Source organism: Burkholderia sp. APQ4-4ca (assembly GCF_057837105.1).
This window is the reverse complement of the sequence record NZ_JBYQCG010000232.1, coordinates 1-19,152: the sequence shown is the minus strand read 5'-3', so window position 1 is coordinate 19,152 and position 19,152 is coordinate 1. Positions and strand designations below refer to the sequence as shown.

Genomic DNA, 19,152 nt, shown 5'->3' with positions numbered 1-19,152 from the left:
CCGCGCGGCTTTTCGTTTGGCGCGACCGAATCGGGACGGCGCGCGGCGCGCCCTCCCCGGCCGCTTACGCCAGCGCGCTGCTCAGCAGCGCCTGCGCCTGCCGATATTCGGGCTGCGCGATCAGCTTGTCCCACTTGAGCGCCTTGCCGCGCGCGCGCATCCGCTTGATGCGCTGCGCCGACTCGGCCGAGGCCCGCGCCTTCAATCCGTTGAGCACGACTTCGGCCGCGTCCGGCTGGTTGCAGACGAGCACCATGTCGCACCCGGCGGCGAGCGCGGCGTCGGCGGCCTGCGTGAGCGTGCCGCCTTCGCGGGCGGCTTCCATCGACAGGTCGTCGCTGAAGATCGCGCCCGTGAAGCCGAGCTTGCCGCGCAGAATGTCCTGCAGCCACACGCGCGAGAATCCGGCCGGCCGCTTGTCGACCTGCGTATAGATCACGTGCGCGGGAATCACTGCGGCAAGCGACAGCCCGAGCCAGTCGTACGGCGCGACGTCCTGCTTAAGGATCGCCTCGAGCGTGCGGTCGTCGGTCGGAAGCGCGACGTGCGAATCGGCCTCCGCGAAGCCGTGCCCGGGGAAATGCTTGCCGCAGTTCGCCATGCCCGCGAGCGACAGCCCGTGGTTCAGGCTCTTCGCGAGCAGCGTGACGACGCGCGGGTCGCGATGGAATGCACGATCGCCGATCACCTTCGAGTGCCCGTAGTCGAGATCGAGCACGGGCGTGAAGCTCATGTCGATCCCGCACGCGCGCAACTCGGCGGCCAGGATGTAGCCGACGGCGGTCGCGACCTTCGTCGCGAGCAGCACGTCGCGATCCCACAGTTCGCCCAGGCGGCGCATCGCGGGCAGCACCGTGAAGCCGTCGGTGCGGAACCGCTGCACGCGCCCGCCCTCGTGATCGACGGCGATCAGGATGTCTTCGCGCACCGCGCGGATCGCGTCGGTCAGCGCGGTCAGTTGCGCACGGTTCTGGAAGTGCCGCGCGAACAGGATCACGCCGCCGGTATTCGGATGCGCGAGGCGCCGCGCATCGTCGCGCGACAGGGTCGTGCCGACGACGTCGAGCATGACCGGGCCGGGAGTCGTTTTCATCAAATCGGGAATTCCGTCAGGAGGAGGTTCGGGAAACAGGTGCAGGTGCAGGCGGCGCGGCGTCCGTTTCGGCGACCACGAACGACACCGCGTAATCGCGTTCGTCGCTGACCGTCACGCGCGCCGTGATGCCGCGCGCGGCCAGCCAGTCGGCCAGCTCGCCCGATGCGACCACGTACGGCTCGCCGCTCGGATGGTTGAGCGTCTGCAGCGCGCGCCACGTCATCGGCCAGTGCATGCCGAGCCCGATCGCCTTCGAGAACGCTTCCTTCGCGGAGAAGCGCGTCGCGAGAAACGCGATGCCGCGCGCCTCGGAACGTGCGCGCCGCGCGTGGAACACGCGCAGTTCGTCGGGGCCGAGCACCTTCTCGGCAAACCGGCCGCCCGTGCGTTCGAGCACGGCCGCGACGCGGCTCACCTGCGCGATGTCGGTACCGATGCCGTAGATCGCCATGTCAGTCTCCGTCGGCACGCCCCGGCGAGACCGGGTCAGGCGCGTCGCACACGGCGTGCGTGGCGCGGCCTCGCATCGTCACCGCGCGCCGCCGTGCAGCGCGGCGACGCGTGCGGCGACCATGATCGCCTTCATCTCGCGCACCGCGTTGTCCCAGCCCGCGAAGATCGCGTGCGCGACGATCGCGTGGCCGATGTTCAACTCGACGATGCCGTCGATCGCGGCGATCTGCTGCACGTTCGTGTAATGCAGCCCGTGGCCCGCATTGACCTTCAGGCCGAGCCGCGCGCCGGCCTGCACGCCCGCGACGATACGCTCGTATTCTCGCTGCTGCTCCGCTTCGTCGTGCGCTTCGGCGTAGCGGCCCGTATGCAGCTCGATCACCGGCGCGCCCGCTTCGTGCGCGGCGCGGATCTGCGTGTCGTCCGGATCGATGAACAGCGACACGCGCACGCCCACGTCGGCAAGCTGCTTGCACGCCGCACGCACGGCCTCGAAGTGACCGGCCACGTCGAGCCCCCCTTCGGTCGTCAGCTCCTCGCGCTTCTCCGGCACGAGGCACGCGTCGTGCGGACGCACCTCGCACGCGATGTCGAGCATCTCGGCCGTCACCGCGCATTCGAGGTTCATGCGCGTCTTCAGCAGCGGGCGCAGCTCGCGGACGTCCGCGTCGACGATGTGGCGACGATCCTCGCGCAGGTGCAGCGTGATCGCATCCGCACCGGCCTCTTCGGCCGCGAGCGCCGCGCGGATCGGATCGGGATAGCGCGTGCCGCGCGCATTGCGCAGCGTCGCGACGTGGTCGATGTTCACGCCAAGATCGATGGCGGTGGGCGTGGTCAGGAAGAAGCTCATAGGTTTTGCAGGTCGATCAGGATCTGACGCGTGGCGAGCGGCGTACCGCCGAGATAGGTGTTCAGCAGGAAGCGCATCAGCGTCTTGCTCTGCGCGACCGTCTGGGCTCGATGGTAATCGTCCTGCTCCATGTCGAGCAACGTCTGTCCGGTAATCACCGGCCAGTGCGACGGCACGTCGTCGTCCGCATTGCGCACGCCGCGCTCGGGATCGAACACGTAGCGGCGCTCGGGTTCGACCGCGCGGCGGGCGACCGTGCGGTTCAGCGCCATCGCGTAGCCGGTCTCGCGCAGCAGCACGCGCTCGAACGAGCGCAGCACCTGCACGGCGGGCTCGCCGTGCGCGAGACGCGTAAGGGTCAGCACGTAATGATTGAACAGCGGCGGCTGCGGATCCTCGCGCGCGCAGAATTTCACGAGCAGTTCGTTCGCGTAGAAACCGCACAACAGCCCATCGCCGCCGAGCGGCAGCATCCCGCCGACCCACTCGGCGCCCGTCAGCGTGCGCACCTCGGATTTGCCCGACCACGACAGCAGCAGCGGCTGGAAGGTCTGCAATACACCGCGCAATGCGGAGTGCGGGCGCTTCGCGCCCTTCGCGACGAGCGCGAGCCGGCCGTGGTCGCGCGTCAGCACGTCGACGATCAGGCTCGTTTCCCGATACGGATAGCTGTGCAGCACGAACGCCGGCTGCTCGGCGACGCGGAAATCGGACGTGCGAGACGTCGCGCGCCGCGCCTTGCGCGGCGGTTCGGGCGGTGCCGGCAGCGGCGCGTCGTTCGCGCCGGCCGTCACCGCGTCTTCGGTCGACGTCAGCGCGTCATTCGTACCCATAGGCACGCAGCCCCGCCTCGTTGTCGGCCCAGCCGCTCTTCACCTTCACGAAGGTCTCGAGGTACACGGGGCCGTCGAACAGCTTCTCCATGTCCATCCGCGCCTCGGTGCTGATCTGCTTGAGCTTCTCGCCCTTCTTGCCGATCACCATCGCCTTGTGCGAATCGCGCTCGACGAGGATCGTCGCGAAGATGCGCTTCAGGCGCCCCTCCTCCTCGAACTTGTCGATCAGCACGGTGCTCGTGTAGGGCAGCTCGTCGCCGGTCCAGCGAAATACCTTCTCGCGCAGGATTTCGGCCGCGAGAAAGCGCGAGCTGCGGTCGGTCAGCTCGTCCTCGCCGTAGATCGGCTCGCCTTCCGGCAGATACGGCTTGATCGTGTCCAGCAGGCGCTTGATGTCTTCCGGCTTCTGCGCCGACAGCGGCACGAGCTCGGTGAATTCGCGCAGCCCGCTCACCTTCTGCATGAACGGGAACAGCGTGGCCTTGTCGTTCACGCGATCGATCTTGTTCGCGATCAGCAGCGTCGGCATGCCGGGCGGGATCAGGTCGAGCACCTTCTGGTCGTCGGGGCCGAAGCGGCCGGCCTCGATCACGAACAGGATCACGTCGACCGAGGTGAGCGTCGACGTGACCGCGCGGTTCAGCGAACGGTTCAGCGCCGTGCTGTGACGGGTCTGGAAACCGGGCGTGTCGACGAACACGAATTGCGCGTCGTCGAACGTGTTGATGCCGGTGATGCGGTGACGGGTCGTCTGCGCCTTGCGCGACGTGATGCTGATCTTCTGGCCGACGAGTGCGTTCATCAACGTCGACTTGCCGACGTTCGGACGGCCCACGATCGCGATCATGCCGCAACGGAAACCGGTAGGAGCGGGAGTATTCATATCGTTTGGGAGACAGGTTCGGAAACGGCCGCGCGACGCGCGGCACGATCGATGGGCAATTCAGTGGTCGGCATCGGCCACGCGCGCCTGCGCGGCAGCCAGGCTCGCGCCGCCGGGCGGCGTATCGGCGTCGGGTGCCGCGGCATCGCGTGCGCGCGCCGGCGTGCGCGCGGCGGAATCGGTGCCCGCGGCAAGCTTGTCGGCCGACGACGATGCCGGATCGGCTGCATGGCCGGCCGGCTTGTCGGCTGCGCGCGGCGCGGCCTCGGCGGGCTTGTCTGCGGCCTTGTCGGCCCGCTCGGCCGGTTTGTCGGCAACCTTGTCGGCCGCCGGCTTCGCCGCCCGTTCGCCCTTGTCCGTCGGCGGCTCGACATGCGCCGCGCGAATCGCGGCCATCGGCGCGACGGCCGGCTCGGCGCCCGCCGCCGCGGCGGTTGCAGCCGCGGCGGTTGCCGCCGGCACCGCACCACCCGCCCGGGCCTCGCGCGCCGCCGCACGTTCCTTCCGCTCGGGCGAGCGCAGGTCGAGCGCTTCCTGCACGCCCTTCACACCCGGCACGATCTCGGGCTCGACGTGCTTGGAGCCGCGCGCGTTTTTCGAGCGCTTCGGCTTCGCGGCCAGCATCGGCGCGGCCGCCATCACTTCGTCGAGCGCCTTCTTCGCGGCGGCCTGCTCGGCCGCGCGCCGGCTCGCGCCGGAGCCCGCTACCTTCACGTCCAGCTTCGGCACCGTGCACTCGACCTCGAACTGCTGATTGTGCGCCGCACCATGCGTCGCGACGACCGTATAGGTCGGCAGCGCGATCTTGTGTCCCTGCAAGTATTCCTGCAGCAGCGTCTTCGCGTCCTTGCCGAGCGTGCGCGGATCGATGTGGTCGAGAATCGGGATATAGAGGCGCTTGATGACCCCTTGGGCGGCTTCGAAGCCGCCATCGAGGAACACGGCCCCGATGATGGCTTCGAACGCGTCCGCGAGGATCGACGGGCGACGGAACCCGCCGCTGCGCAGCTCGCCCTCGCCCAGCCGCAGGCCGTCCGAGATATTCAGGGCCTGAGCGATTTCGTACAGCGACTGCTGTTTGACGAGGTTGGCGCGTACGCGCGACAGGTCGCCTTCGTCCAGCTTGCCGAAGCGCTGGAACAAAAGGGCGGCCACCGCGCAATTCAGAACGGAATCGCCGAGAAACTCGAGCCGTTCGTTGTGCGTGGCACTGTGACTGCGATGGGTCAAAGCCTGGCGCAACAATTCCGCATTGCGAAATTCGTAGCGCAGCCGGCTTTCCAGCTGGGATGAGGGCATGTGCAGGAGTATAACGCGGGCGGCCGGTCGGGCCGAAACGGCACGGCCGGACACGAAAAGGCGTGACGAGGCGGTGTTACCGCCGGTTCTTAAAGTAGTTCGGCAATACGCGGCGCGGCCCGTGCGTCGCGTATTGCGTGTGCATCGAATGCGATCAGTTGAAGGAACCGATGCGCTTCAGGTCGCTGAAGTTCATCCAGATGAAGAACGCGCGGCCGACGATGTTCTGGTCCGGCACGAAACCCCAGTAGCGGCTGTCCGCGCTGTTGTCGCGGTTGTCGCCCATCATGAAGTAGTGCCCGGGCGGCACCTTGCAGATCACGCCGCGGCTGTTGTACGTGCAGTTGTCGCGATACGGATAGTCGTATGCGCCCATCACGAACGGCGGCACGGCCGGGTTGTTGAGGATCGCGTTCTTCTTGTTGCCGATCGTTTCCTCGAACTGCTTCGCGTAATTCTGGCGCTCGTCGTCGAAGAAATCGGGCAGCGGCGTTTCGGGCACCGGCTGGCCGTTGATCGTCAGTTGCTTGTCCTGGTACGCGACGGTATCGCCCGGCAGGCCGATCACGCGCTTGATGTAGTCGACCGACTCGTCCTTCGGATAGCGGAACACGACGACGTCGCCGCGCGACAGCGGGCTGCCCTGCGTGATCTTCGTGTTGGTGATCGGCAGGCGCAGCCCGTACTCGAACTTGTTGACGAGGATGAAGTCGCCGACGAGCAGCGTCGGCACCATCGAGCCCGACGGAATCTTGAACGGCTCGACGACGAACGAACGCACGAGGAACACGGCCAGGATCACCGGGAAGAAGCTTGCCGTGTACTCGAGCCACCACGGCTGGCGCAGCTTTTCGTCACGCAGCTTCGAACGCGTCTGCGCCGCGTTTTCGTCCGCGAAACGCTTGTCGATGCGCGACTGCTGGCGATCGAACTCTTCGATCGCCGAGTCGGCCGCCTTGCGACGCCGCGGCAGGAACACCAGTTTGTCCAGCACCCACGCTACGCCCGTCACGACGACGAGCACAAAAAGAATCAGCGCAAAATTCATAAAAGGATCAGTCCTGTTATTTGTCTTCGACGCGCAAGATCGCGAGGAACGCCTCCTGCGGGATCTCGACCGAACCCACCTGCTTCATGCGTTTCTTACCTTCTTTCTGCTTCTCGAGCAGTTTCTTCTTCCGCGTGATGTCGCCGCCGTAGCACTTCGCGAGCACGTTCTTGCGCAATGCCTTGATGTTCTCGCGCGCGACGATGTGCGCGCCGATCGCGGCCTGGATCGCCACGTCGTACATCTGGCGCGGAATGATCTCGCGCATCTTCGCGGCGACTTCGCGGCCGCGGTATTGCGACTGCGACCGGTGCACGATGATCGACAGCGCGTCGACCTTGTCGCCGTTGATCAGCATGTCGACCTTCACGACGTCCGACGAGCGGTATTCCTTGAACTCGTAGTCCATCGACGCATAGCCGCGCGACACCGACTTCAGGCGATCGAAGAAGTCGAGCACGATCTCGGCCATCGGGATCTCGTACGTGAGCTGCACCTGGCGGCCGTGATACTGCATGTTGATCTGCGAGCCGCGCTTCTGCTCGCACAGCGTGATCACCGAGCCGACGTAATCCTGCGGCATGTAGAGATTCACGGTGACGATCGGCTCGCGCACTTCGGCGATGCGGCCGGGCTCCGGCATCTTCGCCGGGTTCTCGACCATGATCGTCGAGCCGTCGCTCTGCACGACCTCGTAGACGACCGTCGGCGCGGTCGTGATGAGATCCATGTCGAATTCGCGCTCGAGCCGCTCCTGCACGATTTCCATGTGCAGCAGCCCGAGGAAGCCGCAGCGGAAACCGAAGCCGAGCGCCTGCGACACTTCCGGCTCGTACTGCAGCGAGGCGTCGTTCAGCTTCAGCTTCTCGAGCGATTCGCGCAGCGCATCGTACTGGTTCGCCTCGACCGGATAGAGCCCCGCGAACACCTGCGGCTTCACTTCCTTGAAGCCCGGCAGCGGCTCGGCGGCGGGCTTGGCGGCATGCGTGACGGTATCGCCGACCTTCGCGGCCGTCAGCTCCTTGATGCCCGCGATGATGAAGCCCACCTGCCCGGCCGACAGCGACTCGAGATTGCGCGACTTCGGCGTGAATACGCCGACGTGCTCGACCGGGTACTGCGCGCCGGTCGCCATCATCTTGATCTTGTCCTTCGGACGCAGCGTGCCGTTGACGATGCGCACGAGCATCACGACGCCGACGTAGTTGTCGAACCACGAATCGATGATCAGCGCCTGCAGCGGCGCGGCCGGGTCGCCCTTCGGCGGCGGCACCTTCGCGATCAGCGACTCGAGCACGTCTTCCACGCCGAGGCCCGTCTTCGCGCTGCAGCGCGTCGCGTCGGTCGCGTCGATGCCGATCACGTCCTCGATCTCCTCGATCGCGTTCTCGGGGTTCGCGGCCGGCAGGTCGATCTTGTTCAGCACCGGCACGACCTCGACGCCGAGCTCGATCGCCGTGTAGCAGTTCGCGACCGTCTGCGCCTCGACGCCCTGGCTCGCGTCGACCACCAGCAGCGCGCCTTCGCACGCGGACAGCGAACGGCTGACCTCGTACGAGAAGTCGACGTGCCCCGGCGTGTCGATCAGGTTCAGGTTGTAGACCTTGCCGTCGCGTGCGCGATAGGACAACGCGGCCGTCTGCGCCTTGATCGTGATGCCGCGCTCGCGCTCGATATCCATCGAGTCGAGCACCTGCGCTTCCATTTCACGGTCGGCGAGGCCGCCGCATACCTGGATGATGCGATCCGCGAGTGTCGACTTGCCATGGTCGATGTGCGCGATGATCGAGAAATTGCGAATATGATCCATTCAGTGCCGATCAAGCGAAAAAGGCGCGCTCGACGACTGCGGAGCACGCCTTGTGTAAGTCGGTGAAAAAACGGCTTATTTTAGCCGAAAAGGCTTACGCCGGGCGGGATTTCGGACGCCCGCCCCGCGCGAGCCCGGCCGGGCGCCCGCCGGATCAAACCCCGTACGAGCGGCACGGGCCGGCGGCAGGTCACGCTCAACGCCGGGCCGCCAGCGCACCGCGCACCCGCACGTCGTCGAACCGGTGGCGGCACACTTCCACGCCGTCCAGCAGCAGCACCGGCACGTCCTCGTCGTAACGCGCGACGAGCGCCGCATCGGTGTCGATGTCGACGTAGTCGACCGCGACGCCGAATTCGGCCGCCACCGGCGCCAGTGCGTCGCGCATGTCGTCGCACAGGTGGCACCAGCCGCGGCCGTAGAGCGTGAACATCCGCGCGTTACTTCTGGGTCGCGCGCGGCCGCACGGGCACGAACTGCGTGTTGTCGCCACGCCGCACGAGCACCGCGACCGCCTTCTGCGGATCGAGCTGCGCGGTCACGTCGGCGAACTGCTTCGCGTTCGCGATGTCGATGTCGCCGACGCGCAGCACGATGTCGCCGCGCTGCAGGCCCGCGCGGGCGGCGGGGCCGTCGACGCCGTCGATCTGCACGCCGTTCTTCAGCTTCAGCGTCTTCATCTGCTCCGCCGTCAGGTCGCTGACCGTCAGGCCGAGCGAATTGGTCTGACGGGGCTTCTGCGGCGCGTTCTTCCGCTGCTCGGCCTTCGCCGTCGACTCGGCCGGCGTCTCCGCGATCGTGATCGGCAGATCGCGTGCCTGACCCTTGCGCCACACGTTGACCGTCGCCTTCGTGCCGGGCTTCGTATCGCCGACCATGCGCGGCAGGTCCGACGCCGCATCGACCGGACGGCCGTTGAACTTCAGGATAATGTCGCCCGGCTGGATGCCGGCCTTGTCGGCCGGGCCGCCCGGCTCGACGCTGCTGACGAGCGCGCCTTCGGCCTTCGGCAGCCCGATCGAATCGGCCACGTCCTTCGTCACCTCGCCGATCGCCACTGCGATCCGGCCGCGCGTGACCTTGCCGGTCGCCTTCAGTTGGTCGGCCACGCGCATCGCCTCGTCGATCGGAATCGCGAACGAAATGCCCATGAAGCCGCCGGTGCGGCTGTAGATCTGCGAGTTGATGCCGATCACCTCGCCCTGCATGTTGATCAGCGGGCCGCCCGAGTTGCCGGGGTTCACGGCGACGTCGGTCTGAATGAACGGCAGGTAGTCGCCCGTGTTGCGACTCTTCGAGCTGACGATGCCGGCCGTGACCGTGTTGTCGAGACCGAACGGCGAACCGATCGCGACGACCCACTCGCCGACGCGCACCTTGTTCGAATCGCCGATCGCGACGACCGGCAGGTTCGACGCCTGAATCTTGACGACCGCGACGTCCGTGCGGTCGTCCACGCCGATCAGCTTCGCCTTGAATTCGCGCTTGTCGGTCAGCGTCACGTAGATGGTGTCGGCATCGTCGACGACGTGCGCATTGGTCATCACGTAACCGTCGGCCGACACGATGAAGCCCGAGCCGACGCCACGGTTCTGCTCGGTGTCGGGCCCGTTGTCCGGCGCCGGCGCGTTCTTCGGGCTGCCGCCGTTGCCGCCGCCACCATTGCCGGGCGCCTGCGGCAGCGGAATGCCGAAGAAGCGCCGGAAGAATTCCGACATGTCGCCGTTGTCGAAGCCGGGCGGGAGCACGCCGCGCGGGTCGGGTACCGGCACGTTCGCGGTGGTCCGGATGTTCACGACCGCGGGGCCGACCTTTTCGACGAGGTCGGCAAAATCGGGCAGGCTGGCAGCGGGAGGCGTGACAGCGACCGCGGTTTGCGGGACGAGCGGCAGGCAGGCACACAGCGCCGCCGCCGCGAGCACTTTGCGCAGCGTGAGTTTCGTCATGTCGGAAGCCGTAGCGTTACTTGGAAGCCTTGTATTCTATGGCAGACGCGAACTGCTGCAACGTTGCTGGCGGCACTTCGCCGAGCACGGTGATCCAGTAGTCGCCGCGGCGCTTCACGAGAACGTGCGTCGCACCGGTGCTGCCCGCGCCTTCCTTGCGCGTATTTTTCTCGGCCGGCTCGATGAAGACCGAGACCGTCGCGAGGCCGTCGGTGAAAACGGCCTGGTCGACCGGGATCGGCGGATCGCCCGCATCGCGCGCGGCCATCGGCCGGCGCACTTCACGAATCTTCTGGAAACCGGCGACGCTCGGCGCGAGCTGCCAGCCCTGCGCTTCCATGTCGACCGTCGCGACCGGCGGGCGCACAACCGTCCAGCCGCTCAGGTTGCGCATGCCGGCTGCAATCGCAGCCTTGTCGCCGCTTGCGCCGCCCGTCTGCACTTGCGAGAACGCGATCTGTTCGAGCACGCGATCGTTGGCGTCGAGCGTCTGCGAACGCAGCAGCAGCCCGGTGCGCGCATCGGCCCACAGCTTGTACGTGAAACGGTACGCATCCTTCGGCACGAGCTCGACGACCTGCGCGTCGATCCCGGCCACGCGGTCCTTGCCGAGCGACTTCGCATCGTAGACGGACATCACGTGCTCGCCGCTCGCGCCGAGCAGCGCGGGGAACGCGTCGCGCGTCTGACGGCGCTCGACCACGCACAGCTTGCGCTCGGGCACGAACGTGTACAGCTCGTCGTTGTGCCGCAGCAGCTTGCGCGGCTTGCCGTCGAGCGTCTCGATCCGCTCGAACTCGCCGTCGCGGGACGACACGTGCGCGATGCGCGACGACTGCACGTACCCGCCGCGCTGATAGACGAACGTACCTTCGTAGCTCTGCTGCTGCGCGGCCTGCTGGACGCGGTCGAGCCAGTCCGCGGCGCCCTTGCGGGTCGCGACGGGATCGTCCGGTTGCTGGGCGCTGGCGGGAAGGGAGTGAACGGACAACAGGGCAGCTGCGCAAAGCAGGAGGGCCGGCAGCCGCTTCCATCCGGAGATGGCGTGATTCAACTGCAATGTCCGCATCGGGTTTATTGGCCTGGCGTGGTGGTCACGGCAGCGCGGATCAGCGGCATCGAACCCGTGACGACGGGCTGCTGCGCGAATTGCTGGTGCGCTTCAAGGTATTGGTCGAGGCTCGCGTCGCGGATGATGTTGACGTCTTGCAGACCCGGCTGGGCCGATGCCTGCGCAACCGTCACGCGCTGCAGGTTGCCGTTCTGCGGCGCGCCTGCCGATGCGACCTGAACGGCGCCTGGCGCACCGGCCGTCTGCATCTGCGGGACGACGATCCACGTCAGCGTGGCGGCCGCGGCGGCCACCGCGAACGCGGGCACGACACGGCGGCGCAGCGACAGCAGCTTGCGCGCGACCGGCGCGGCCGCCGGTGCCAGCAGGTGCGGCTCGCTTTCGAGCGCGGCCGACATGCGCGCGGTGAACGCAATGCTCAACGCGGGCGACAGCGCGAGCTCGTCCGAGCGCAGCGCATCGCCGATCAGGTGGTAATGGGCCCACACGGCGCGATCCGCGCGGTCGAGCTCAGCCAGAAACTGCCCGTGATCCGGGCCATCGAACATTTCGCCGTCGACCAGCGCGGAAAGGCGCTCGCCGCGCGAGCACGCTTGCGATTGCGTATTGACCGACCCCATGATGCTCCCCATCTTGCACACCCCGTCGTGACTTCACGACTCTATCCGTAACTAGACCCCGACCCGCGTCGCTCCGCCTGTCGCGCTTACCAGCGCTTTCCTTCGGGCGTATCGAGCAGCGGACGCAATTTGGCAGCGATTGCTTCGCGCGCGCGGAAGATCCGCGACCGAACCGTCCCGATCGGACAGCCCATCATTTCCGCGATCTCTTCGTAGCTCAGGCCCTCGATCTCGCGCAGCGTGATTGCCTGGCGCAGTTCTTCGGGCAGCAGAGCCATTGCAGCGTTGACCGTTTCGGCAATCTGCTTGCTCATCAACATCGACTCAGGCGTGTTGATATCCCTTAGTTGGTCTGCGTCGGAGAAAGTTTCCGCTTCCTCCGCATCGGCCTCGGTCGAGGTCGGCGCCCGGCGGCCTTGCGTCGCAAGGTAGTTCTTCGCCGTGTTGACGGCAATACGGTACAACCACGTATAGAACGCCGATTCGCCGCGGAATTGCGGCAGCGCACGATACGCCTTGATGAACGCGTCCTGGGCCACGTCCTCGACCTCGGCGGGATCCCGCACGAGGCGCGAGATCAGCCGAATGATCTTGCGGTGGTATTTGGAGACCAGGAGTTCGAACGCCGCCTTGTCGCCCTTCTGTACGCGCTCGACCAGAGCCTGATCGATTTCTTTTTCACTCACCTGACAAATCCGTTAACTAGGGATGCAACGCGGAGCGTTATTGTAGCGTTCCGGCGCCGGCCGCTGGTTACGGTCGGTAACTGCCGCCGTCATGCCCGCCCCGCCGCCCCGGCCGTTCTCGCCAGCACCGATAGCGCGCTGAACGACGCGGCGTCGAGCGCGTCGGCCGGAATCAGCAGCGGCCGCGCGCGCCGGGCGCCCTGCCCGACCGACAGCACCAGCAGCAGGCTGCTCCAGTGCGCATGGCCCGTCACGCGGCCGCGAGCCAGCAATCGCCCGGTGCGGCCAAACGCCGCAATCTCCCCGAACGCATCGATTTGCAGCTCGGCCGGCAACCGGCGGGCGCAAGCCCGCGCCGCGCATACGGCCAGCAGGGCCGCCGTCGCGGCCGACACGCCTGCGCCGGCGGCAGCGCCCGCGCGCGGCGCCCAGAACAGGTACGCCGACGCGGCAGCCGACGCGACGAACGCGGCCAGCACGAGATACGACACGGCCGAGGCCCGCAACGCAAAGCGCTGCGGACGCCCGGCCGGAGCATCGAATGGACTCGTCAAGCGATTCGACGTCAGACGCGCTTGAACACCAGCGTGCCGTTGGTCCCGCCGAAGCCGAAGTTGTTCTTCACGGCCACGTCGATCTTCATGTCACGTGCGGTGTTCGCGCAGTAATCGAGATCGCACTCGGGGTCCTGGTTGAAGATGTTGATGGTCGGCGGCGACACGTTGTTGTGCAGCGCCAGCACCGTGAACACCGATTCGAGGCCGCCCGCGCCACCCAGCAGGTGGCCCGTCATCGACTTCGTCGAGTTGACCACCATCTTGTACGCGTGCTCGCCGAAGGCCGCCTTCACCGCGTCGGACTCGTTCTTGTCGCCCAGCGGCGTCGACGTGCCATGCGCGTTCAGGTACTGGACCTCGTCGGGGTTCACGCCGGCGTCGCGCAGTGCGGCGACCATGCAGCGGCGCGGGCCGTCCATGTTCGGCGCGGTCATGTGGTACGCGTCACCCGTCATGCCGAAGCCCGAGACTTCCGCGTAGATCTTCGCGCCGCGCGCCTTCGCCGCCTCGTATTCCTCGAGCACCATCACGCCGGAACCCTCGCCCAGCACGAAGCCGTCGCGGTCCTTGTCCCACGGACGCGACGCGGTAGCCGGATCGTCGTTGCGGGTCGACAGCGCGCGCGCTGCCGCGAAACCGCCGATGCCGAGCGGCGACACCGTCGATTCGGCGCCGCCCGCGACCATCACGTCGGCGTCGCCGGCCTGGATCAGGCGCGCGGCGAGGCCGATGCTGTGCAGGCCGGTCGTGCAGGCCGTGACGGCGGCGAGGTTCGGGCCCTTCAGGCCGAACATGATGCTCAGGTGGCCCGAGATCATGTTGATGATCGAACCCGGCACGAAGAACGGCGAAATCCGGCGCGCACCGCGATCGACGTAGGTCTGGTGCGTATCCTCGATCATCGGCAGGCCGCCGATGCCGGAACCGACCAGCACGCCGATGCGTTCCGCGTTGGCTTCGGTCACTTCCAGCCCGCTGTCCCGCATGGCCTGGACGCCGGCGGCGATGCCGTAATGGATGAACGTGTCCATGTTCCGGGCTTCCTTCGCCGGGATGTATTCCTCGGCGCTGAAACCCTTCACTTCGCCCGCGAAATGGCACGCGAGGTTCGACGCATCGAACTTCGTGACGGTGGCGATACCGGACTTGCCGGCGACGAGATTGGCCCAGCCGTCGGCAACATTATTGCCAACAGGCGAAATCAGCCCCAGGCCTGTAACGACAACACGACGGCGGCTCACGGTAACCTCTTTTCCATTATTGGATGACAAAAACAAAAGCCACAGTGGCCACAGGAACCAGCCCTGCGAGCCCTGTGGCTGTTAGTCCGTCCGGCGCGAAGCCGGCAGGATGGCGCGTCAATCGCGAAGATCGCGGCGACGTGGCGGACAAGCGCGAAAGGCGCTTACGCCTTGACGTTTGCGCGAGCGTAGTCGATCGCTTGCTGAACGGTCGTGATCTTCTCTGCTTCTTCGTCCGGGATTTCCATGCCGAACTCGTCTTCCAGAGCCATCACCAGTTCGACCGTGTCGAGCGAATCGGCGCCCAGGTCGTTCACGAACGAAGCTTCGTTCTTGATCTCGGCTTCCGCGACGCCCAGTTGCTCAGCGACGATCTTCTTGACACGTTGTTCGATGTTGTCCATTACCCCTCCGAGGGAAAGTTCAGATTTACAAGTGCGCGCATTTTATCAGGTTTGCTGACGGCAAAACGCGCGTTGGCTTGATGGTCGATCAAGCGCCGATCCGCCTGAAAAACGGGATACGGCGCGGATGGTAAACGAAAACCGTTACGACATGTACATGCCGCCGTTCACGTGCAGCGTCGTGCCGGTGATGTAACCGGCCTGCGGCGATGCGAGGAACGCGACGGCATGGGCGATGTCCTCCGGGCTGCCGAGGCGGCCGAGCGGAATCTGGGTCTTGAGCGCGGCCTGCTGTTCTTCCGGCAGCGTCTTCGTCATGTCGGTGTCGATGAAGCCCGGCGCCACGCAGTTCACGGTGATGCCGCGGCTGCCGATCTCGCGCGCGAGCGCCCGCGTCATGCCCGCGACGCCGGCCTTCGCGGCCGCGTAGTTGACCTGACCCGGATTGCCGGCCGAGCCGACCACCGACGTGATGTTGATGATGCGGCCGCCGCGCGCCTTCATCATCGGGCGCAGCACCGCGCGCGACAGGCGGAACACCGACTTCAGGTTGGTGTCGATCACCGCGTCCCAGTCCTCGTCCTTCATCCGCATCGCGAGCTGGTCTTGCGTGATGCCCGCGTTGTTGACGAGCACGTTCAGCGCGCCGAATTCCTTCACGGTCGCATCGATCAGCGCCTCGGCGGCGGCCGCGTCGTTGACGTTCAGCACCGCGCCGCGGCCCGTGACGCCCGCTTCCGCGAACGCCGCGGTGATCGCGGCGGCGCCCGATTCGCTCGTCGCCGTACCGATCACCGTCGCGCCCAGGCGCGCGAGTTCGAGCGCGATCGAACGGCCGATGCCGCGCGACGCGCCGGTCACGATCGCAACCTGTTTATCGAGAGTCTTGTCCATGAATCGAATATCCGTTGCTTGGGAAAAAGCGCCGCGTCAGGCGGTCGCGAGCTTGAGCGCTTCGTCGAGCGAAGCCGGATCGAACACCGAGGCGCCCACCAGGTTGCCGTCGATGCGCTTCGTCAGGCCGGCGAGCACCTTGCCCGGACCACATTCGATCACGTGCGTGACGCCCGTGCTCGCGATGTGTTGCACGCACTCGACCCAGCGCACCGGGCCCGCGGCCTGGCGCACCAGCGCGTCCTTGATCGCCGCCGGATCGCTGACCACCGCGACGTCGATGTTGTTGACGACCGGAATCTGCGGCGCCTTCACGTCGACGTTCGCGAGATAGTCGCGCAGTTGATCCGACGCCGGCTTGAGCAGCGACGAATGGAACGGCGCCGACACCGGCAGCGGCAGTGCGCGCTTCGCGCCCTTCGCCTTCGCGATCTCGCACGCCTTGTCGACCGCGCCCTTGCTGCCTGCGATCACGACCTGCGCGGGTGCATTGAAGTTCACCGCTTCGACGACGCCCGCTTCCGCGGCTTCGGCACACACCGCGCGCACCGTGTCGTCGTCGAGGCCCAGGATCGCGGCCATGCCGCCCTGACCGACCGGCACGGCCGTCTGCATCGCCTGCGCACGGAAGCGCACGAGCGGCACCGCGTCCTTGAACGCGAGCGCGCCGGCCGCGACGAGCGCCGTGTATTCGCCGAGGCTGTGGCCGGCGACGATCGACGGCGCCGGGCCGCCTGCCTGCTGCCACGCGCGGTAGCACGCGTACGCGGCGGTCAGCATCACGGGCTGCGTGTTGGTGGTCAGGTTCAGCTCTTCGGCCGGACCTTCGGCGATCAGCTTGCCGAGATCCTGATTGAGCACATCGGACGCTTCCTGGAGCGTCTCGCGCACGACGGCCAGATCGGCGAATGCATTGAGCATGCCGATCGCTTGCGAGCCCTGCCCCGGAAAAACGAATGCAAATTTCATATCGTCCCCAATTGAATCGATTCGGACGGCGCGCATGAACGGCGCGCCGACGGGATCCGCGCGCGGCTTGTCGCGCGCCGCGGATCAGAAGCGGAAGACCGACGCGCCCCAGGTGAAGCCGCCGCCGACGCCTTCGATCAGCACGTGCTGGCCGCGCTGGATGCGGCCGTCGCGCACCGCGGCGTCGAGCGCCAGCGGAATCGACGCGGCCGACGTGTTGCCGTGCTGGTCGACCGTCACGACCATGCGCTCCTGCGGCAGGCCGAGCTTGCGGCAGGTGCTGGTCATGATGCGGATATTGGCCTGATGCGGAATCAGCCAGTCGATTTGCTCGGGCGCGAGATTCGCCTTCGCGAGCGCTTCGATCGCGACCTTTTCGAGCACGTTGACCGCGAGCTTGAACACGGCCTGCCCGTCCATGTGCAGGAACGCGCTACCGTCGATCACGCCGCGATTGACGTTGCCCGGCGTGCACAGGATGTTCGAGTAGCTGCCGTCCGCGTGCAGCGCACTGCCGAGCACGCCCGGCTCTTCCGATGCGGACAGGATCACCGCGCCCGCGCCGTCGCCGAACAGCACGCAGGTCGTGCGGTCCTTGAAGTCGAGAATGCGCGAGAACGTCTCCGCGCCGACGATCAGCGCGGTGCGGTGCTGGCCGCTGCGGATGAAGCTGTCGGCGGTGGCCATCGCATACGCGAAGCCCGAGCATACGGCCTGCACGTCGAATGCCGCGCCGCCGCTCTTGATGCCGAGCTTGTTCTGCAGCAGGCACGCAGTGCTCGGGAACACGAAATCGGGGGTCGAAGTCGCGACGATGATCAGGTCGATCGACTGCGGATCGACGCCGGCCGCTTCGATCGCACGACGCGACGCCTCGAGCGCGAGATCGCTCGTCGTGACGTCGGGTGCGGCGAAATGGCGCGCATGGATGCCCGTGCGCGCCACGATCCATTCGTCGCTGGTCTCGATGCCTTCCTTCGCAAGACGATCGGTCAACTGCTGGTTCGTGACGCGGTCGGGCGGCAGGTAGCTGCCCGTGCCGAGCACGCGGGAATAGAGAGTCGATTGGGCCATTTATGCTTTAGAGGATTGCGCGGCGGAAGGTTCGGCGTGATGGCCTGCGGCCGGGCTTGCCTGGCCCGCGCCGCCCGCGTCGTGTCCGCCGTCGCCGAGCGACACTGAATTATCCGCCATCGCGCGCGCGAGGCGCTCCAGCACCCCGTTTTTGACGGCATCATACCCGCGTTTGATCGCCCACTCAAACGCGTACGCGTCGGCCGAACCGTGGCTCTTGATCACGAGGCTCTTCAGCCCCAGCAGCGCCGCGCCGTTGTACTGGCGGTGGTCGACGCGCTTCTTGAAGCGCATCAGCACCGGCAGCGCGAGCAGCGCCATCAGCTTCGACATCAGCGAACGGCCGAACTCCTCGCGGATGATGTCCGACAGCATCTGCGCGAGGCCTTCGGACGTCTTCAGCGCGACGTTGCCGACGAAGCCGTCGCACACGATGACGTCGACGGTGCCCTTGTAGATGTCGTTGCCTTCCACGTTGCCGCGGAAATTGAGCGTGCTGGCGCGCAGCAACTCGCCTGCGCGCTTGATCGTCTCGTTGCCCTTGATGACCTCTTCGCCGATGTTCAGCAGGCCGATGGTCGGGCGCTCCTTGCCTTCGAGCGCGGCCACGAGCGCGTGCCCCATCTCCGCGAACTGCAGCAGGTGCTGCGGCTCGCAGTCGACGTTCGCGCCGAGGTCCAGCATCATCGTGTAGCCGCTCGGGTTCGGCAGCGCGAACGCGATCGCGGGCCGCTCGATGCCGGGCAGCGTCTTGAGGACGTAACGGGAAACGGCCATCAGCGCGCCGGTATTGCCGGCGGAGATGCAGGCCTGCGCCGCGCCTTCCTTGACGTGGTTGAGCGCGACGCGCATCGAAGAATCCTTCTTCTTGCGCAGCGCCACTTCGACAGGGTCGTCCATCGCCACGACTTCGGTGGCGGGCACGATGGTCAACGCGGGATCGTCGAGGGCTTTCAGCTTCTTCAGCTGAGCGCGAATCGCGCTTTCGATGCCGACGAGCATCAGGTGCGCATCAGGATGCGCGCGGACGAACTTGACTGCCGCGGGAACGGTCACGGACGGGCCGTGGTCGCCTCCCATGCAATCGATTGTGAGCTTTACGGTCATGGAATGCGACGAATTTCAGGCACAAAAAAGCGGCAGTTGAATGCCGCCTTTTTGTTGAGCCAGGAAAGTGTCAAGCGAACCAGTTGTCACGCGAACGGCGAGCGTAGCGCGCAACGCGTGACTTGACGCTTAGTCGTTCTTCGTCTTGACGACTTTCTTGCCGCGATAGTAGCCGTTCGGGCTGACGTGGTGACGCAGATGCACTTCACCCGTGCTCGGCTCGACTGCCAGCGGCGCTGCCGTCAGGAAATCGTGCGAACGATGCATGCCGCGCTTCGACGGCGACTTCTTGTTTTGCTGGACT

The 19,152-nt window shown here is 66.5% G+C and carries 21 protein-coding genes; all 21 read right to left on the bottom strand.

Going from position 1 to position 19,152, the window contains the following annotated elements; translation table 11 throughout:
• Positions 1–64: 64 nt before the first annotated feature.
• Positions 65–1,093, bottom strand: coding sequence for a beta-N-acetylhexosaminidase (gene nagZ / locus AC3IFE_RS27910; RefSeq protein WP_489193318.1), 1,029 nt, complete (start codon positions 1,091–1,093; stop codon positions 65–67).
• A gap of 16 nt (positions 1,094–1,109) precedes the next feature.
• Complete coding sequence (gene acpS, locus AC3IFE_RS27905; protein WP_301740248.1) at positions 1,110–1,547, bottom strand: holo-ACP synthase; 438 nt, start codon at positions 1,545–1,547, stop codon at positions 1,110–1,112.
• A gap of 78 nt (positions 1,548–1,625) precedes the next feature.
• The gene (pdxJ, locus tag AC3IFE_RS27900) at positions 1,626–2,402 is read right to left on the bottom strand and encodes a pyridoxine 5'-phosphate synthase (protein ID WP_011544945.1); all 777 of its coding nucleotides are present in this window, start codon (positions 2,400–2,402) and stop codon (positions 1,626–1,628) included.
• On the bottom strand, positions 2,399–3,235 hold the full coding sequence (gene recO, locus AC3IFE_RS27895; protein ID WP_006476492.1) for a DNA repair protein RecO: 837 nt from the start codon (positions 3,233–3,235) through the stop codon (positions 2,399–2,401). Before recO ends, pdxJ begins: the two co-directional genes overlap by 4 nt.
• Positions 3,222–4,121 (bottom strand): GTPase Era, encoded by a 900-nt coding sequence (gene era / locus AC3IFE_RS27890; protein WP_050011463.1) that lies wholly within the window; start codon positions 4,119–4,121, stop codon positions 3,222–3,224. The genes recO and era overlap by 14 nt, the downstream gene beginning before the upstream one ends.
• Before the next feature lie 60 nt (positions 4,122–4,181).
• Positions 4,182–5,420, bottom strand: a complete 1,239-nt coding sequence (gene rnc, locus AC3IFE_RS27885) for a ribonuclease III (protein ID WP_301740252.1) — start codon at positions 5,418–5,420, stop codon at positions 4,182–4,184.
• Between the two features lie 154 nt (positions 5,421–5,574).
• Positions 5,575–6,468, bottom strand: a complete 894-nt coding sequence (gene lepB, locus AC3IFE_RS27880; protein ID WP_489193314.1) for a signal peptidase I — start codon at positions 6,466–6,468, stop codon at positions 5,575–5,577.
• Between the two features lie 16 nt (positions 6,469–6,484).
• The gene (gene lepA, locus AC3IFE_RS27875) at positions 6,485–8,278 is read right to left on the bottom strand and encodes a translation elongation factor 4 (RefSeq protein WP_301740249.1); all 1,794 of its coding nucleotides are present in this window, start codon (positions 8,276–8,278) and stop codon (positions 6,485–6,487) included.
• Positions 8,279–8,474: 196 nt separating this feature from the next.
• The gene (locus AC3IFE_RS27870; protein ID WP_089466989.1) at positions 8,475–8,711 is read right to left on the bottom strand and encodes a glutaredoxin family protein; all 237 of its coding nucleotides are present in this window, start codon (positions 8,709–8,711) and stop codon (positions 8,475–8,477) included.
• A gap of 7 nt (positions 8,712–8,718) precedes the next feature.
• Positions 8,719–10,224, bottom strand: coding sequence for a DegQ family serine endoprotease (locus AC3IFE_RS27865; RefSeq protein ID WP_489193311.1), 1,506 nt, complete (start codon positions 10,222–10,224; stop codon positions 8,719–8,721).
• Between the two features lie 16 nt (positions 10,225–10,240).
• Entirely contained in the window at positions 10,241–11,293 is a 1,053-nt protein-coding gene (locus AC3IFE_RS27860; RefSeq protein WP_089466987.1) for a MucB/RseB C-terminal domain-containing protein, read from the bottom strand.
• Between the two features lie 5 nt (positions 11,294–11,298).
• Positions 11,299–11,916, bottom strand: a complete 618-nt coding sequence (locus AC3IFE_RS27855) for a sigma-E factor negative regulatory protein (protein WP_489193308.1) — start codon at positions 11,914–11,916, stop codon at positions 11,299–11,301.
• An 86-nt stretch (positions 11,917–12,002) separates the two neighbouring features.
• Positions 12,003–12,602 carry an RNA polymerase sigma factor RpoE gene (gene rpoE / locus AC3IFE_RS27850; RefSeq protein ID WP_006490873.1) on the bottom strand — a complete coding sequence of 200 codons (600 nt, stop codon included), beginning with the start codon at positions 12,600–12,602 and terminating at the stop codon, positions 12,003–12,005.
• Between the two features lie 89 nt (positions 12,603–12,691).
• The gene (locus tag AC3IFE_RS27845; protein WP_089466985.1) at positions 12,692–13,156 is read right to left on the bottom strand and encodes a hypothetical protein; all 465 of its coding nucleotides are present in this window, start codon (positions 13,154–13,156) and stop codon (positions 12,692–12,694) included.
• A gap of 11 nt (positions 13,157–13,167) precedes the next feature.
• Positions 13,168–14,400, bottom strand: a complete 1,233-nt coding sequence (gene fabF, locus AC3IFE_RS27840; RefSeq protein ID WP_059574009.1) for a beta-ketoacyl-ACP synthase II — start codon at positions 14,398–14,400, stop codon at positions 13,168–13,170.
• A gap of 164 nt (positions 14,401–14,564) precedes the next feature.
• Positions 14,565–14,804, bottom strand: coding sequence for an acyl carrier protein (acpP, locus tag AC3IFE_RS27835; RefSeq protein ID WP_004197638.1), 240 nt, complete (start codon positions 14,802–14,804; stop codon positions 14,565–14,567).
• 144 nt (positions 14,805–14,948) lie between these two features.
• Positions 14,949–15,698 (bottom strand): 3-oxoacyl-ACP reductase FabG, encoded by a 750-nt coding sequence (gene fabG, locus AC3IFE_RS27830; RefSeq protein WP_006476504.1) that lies wholly within the window; start codon positions 15,696–15,698, stop codon positions 14,949–14,951.
• A gap of 36 nt (positions 15,699–15,734) precedes the next feature.
• Complete coding sequence (gene fabD / locus AC3IFE_RS27825) at positions 15,735–16,667, bottom strand: ACP S-malonyltransferase (RefSeq protein WP_089466984.1); 933 nt, start codon at positions 16,665–16,667, stop codon at positions 15,735–15,737.
• 84 nt (positions 16,668–16,751) lie between these two features.
• Positions 16,752–17,741: a beta-ketoacyl-ACP synthase III gene (locus AC3IFE_RS27820; RefSeq protein ID WP_089466983.1), complete on the bottom strand. Its 990-nt coding sequence runs from the start codon at positions 17,739–17,741 to the stop codon at positions 16,752–16,754.
• Positions 17,742–18,848: a phosphate acyltransferase PlsX gene (plsX, locus tag AC3IFE_RS27815; RefSeq protein ID WP_089466982.1), complete on the bottom strand. Its 1,107-nt coding sequence runs from the start codon at positions 18,846–18,848 to the stop codon at positions 17,742–17,744.
• 129 nt (positions 18,849–18,977) lie between these two features.
• A partial coding sequence (rpmF, locus tag AC3IFE_RS27810) for a 50S ribosomal protein L32 (RefSeq protein ID WP_489193521.1) occupies positions 18,978–19,152 on the bottom strand: 175 nt, incomplete at its 5' end.

Excerpts from the sequence above, each read along its gene's own strand:
- nagZ (WP_489193318.1), bottom strand. The coding sequence starts at position 1,093 with ATGAAAACGACTCCCGGCCCGGTCATGCTCGACGTCGTCGGCACGACC.
- pdxJ (WP_011544945.1), bottom strand. The coding sequence starts at position 2,402 with ATGAGCTTCTTCCTGACCACGCCCACCGCCATCGATCTTGGCGTGAAC.
- fabD (WP_089466984.1), bottom strand. The coding sequence starts at position 16,667 with ATGAAATTTGCATTCGTTTTTCCGGGGCAGGGCTCGCAAGCGATCGGC.
- AC3IFE_RS27865 (WP_489193311.1), bottom strand. The coding sequence starts at position 10,224 with ATGACGAAACTCACGCTGCGCAAAGTGCTCGCGGCGGCGGCGCTGTGT.
- era (WP_050011463.1), bottom strand. The coding sequence starts at position 4,121 with ATGAATACTCCCGCTCCTACCGGTTTCCGTTGCGGCATGATCGCGATC.
- recO (WP_006476492.1), bottom strand. The coding sequence starts at position 3,235 with ATGGGTACGAATGACGCGCTGACGTCGACCGAAGACGCGGTGACGGCC.
- lepB (WP_489193314.1), bottom strand. The coding sequence starts at position 6,468 with ATGAATTTTGCGCTGATTCTTTTTGTGCTCGTCGTCGTGACGGGCGTA.
- acpP (WP_004197638.1), bottom strand. The coding sequence starts at position 14,804 with ATGGACAACATCGAACAACGTGTCAAGAAGATCGTCGCTGAGCAACTG.
- AC3IFE_RS27855 (WP_489193308.1), bottom strand. The coding sequence starts at position 11,916 with ATGGGGTCGGTCAATACGCAATCGCAAGCGTGCTCGCGCGGCGAGCGC.
- acpS (WP_301740248.1), bottom strand. The coding sequence starts at position 1,547 with ATGGCGATCTACGGCATCGGTACCGACATCGCGCAGGTGAGCCGCGTC.
- plsX (WP_089466982.1), bottom strand. The coding sequence starts at position 18,848 with ATGACCGTAAAGCTCACAATCGATTGCATGGGAGGCGACCACGGCCCG.
- fabG (WP_006476504.1), bottom strand. The coding sequence starts at position 15,698 with ATGGACAAGACTCTCGATAAACAGGTTGCGATCGTGACCGGCGCGTCG.
- AC3IFE_RS27820 (WP_089466983.1), bottom strand. The coding sequence starts at position 17,741 with ATGGCCCAATCGACTCTCTATTCCCGCGTGCTCGGCACGGGCAGCTAC.
- lepA (WP_301740249.1), bottom strand. The coding sequence starts at position 8,278 with ATGGATCATATTCGCAATTTCTCGATCATCGCGCACATCGACCATGGC.
- AC3IFE_RS27870 (WP_089466989.1), bottom strand. The coding sequence starts at position 8,711 with ATGTTCACGCTCTACGGCCGCGGCTGGTGCCACCTGTGCGACGACATG.
- AC3IFE_RS27860 (WP_089466987.1), bottom strand. The coding sequence starts at position 11,293 with ATGCGGACATTGCAGTTGAATCACGCCATCTCCGGATGGAAGCGGCTG.
- rnc (WP_301740252.1), bottom strand. The coding sequence starts at position 5,420 with ATGCCCTCATCCCAGCTGGAAAGCCGGCTGCGCTACGAATTTCGCAAT.